The organism is Streptomyces phytophilus, assembly GCF_013870535.1.
GTDB classification, from domain to species: Bacteria; Actinomycetota; Actinomycetes; order Streptomycetales; family Streptomycetaceae; genus Streptomyces; species Streptomyces phytophilus.
The window spans coordinates 1-1,069 of sequence record NZ_JACBXC010001691.1 but is presented as its reverse complement, the minus strand read 5'-3'; the positions used below and the strand labels follow the sequence as shown (position 1 = coordinate 1,069).

Sequence of the window (1,069 nt, the reverse complement as noted above, 5' to 3'; positions counted from 1 at the left end):
CGGGCGACCTGGTCTTCGCGCACGGCGGCGCGGCGTTCACGTACATGCTGGCCGGCGCGCTGCTGCTGCCGGTGGCGGTGCTCGTGTTGGTGCGCACCGACGACCGGCAGGGGGTGCCGCTCCGCGTCGACCTGCGCGATGCGCTGCGCGGCGCGGACCCGGACGAGGGGCTGTCGGAGAGCGGGTTCTTCATCGCCGTCGAGGGCGGCGACGGGGCCGGGAAGTCCACGCAGGTCGAGGCGCTGGCCCAGTGGATCAGGGACAAGGGCCACGAGGTCGTCGTCACCCGTGAGCCGGGAGCCACGTCCATCGGGCAGCGGCTGCGCTCCATCCTGCTCGACGTCTCCACCGCCGGGATCTCGCACCGCTCGGAGGCCCTGCTGTACGCGGCGGACCGCGCGGAGCACGTCGACGGCCTGGTCCGGCCGGCGCTGGAGCGCGGTGCGGTGGTCATCACCGACCGGTACATCGACTCCTCCGTCGCGTACCAGGGCGGCGGGCGCGAGCTGTCGCCGACCGAGGTGGCGCGCATCAACCGCTGGGCCACCGGCGGGCTCGTGCCGAACCTGACGGTGCTGCTGGACATCGCGCCGGAGACGGCGCGGGAGCGCTTCACCGAGGCGCCGGACCGGCTGGAGTCCGAGCCGCCGGAGTTCCACGAGCGGGTGCGTGCGGGGTTCCTCGCGCTGGCCGCCGCGGACCCGGGGCGCTATCTGGTGGTCGACGCCGGGCAGGACGCCGCGGTCGTCACCACCGCCGTCCGGCACCGCCTGGACCAGATCCTGCCGCTGTCGGAGCAGGAGGTGCGCGCCCAGGAGGAGGCCCGCCGCCAGGCGGAGGAGGAGCGCAAGCGCCGGGAGGCCGAGGAGGCCGCGCGCAAGGCGGAGGAAGAGCGTCAGGAGCGGGAGCGTCAGGAGCAGTTGGAGCGGCTGCGCCGCGAGGAGGAGGAGCGCAAGCGCCGCGAGATCGAGGAGGCCAAGCGGCTGGAGGCCGAGCGGGAGGCGGAGCTGGCCCGGCAGCGCGCCGAGGAGGCCCGCCGCCAGGCGGAGGAGGAGCGCAAGCGCCGCGA

1 protein-coding gene is annotated in these 1,069 nt (G+C 75.4%); it reads left to right on the top strand.

What is annotated here, in order from left to right; all coding sequences use genetic code 11:
* The coding region (gene tmk / locus H5J30_RS35255) for a dTMP kinase (protein ID WP_181791862.1) at positions 1-1,069 on the top strand (1,069 nt) is incomplete at both ends.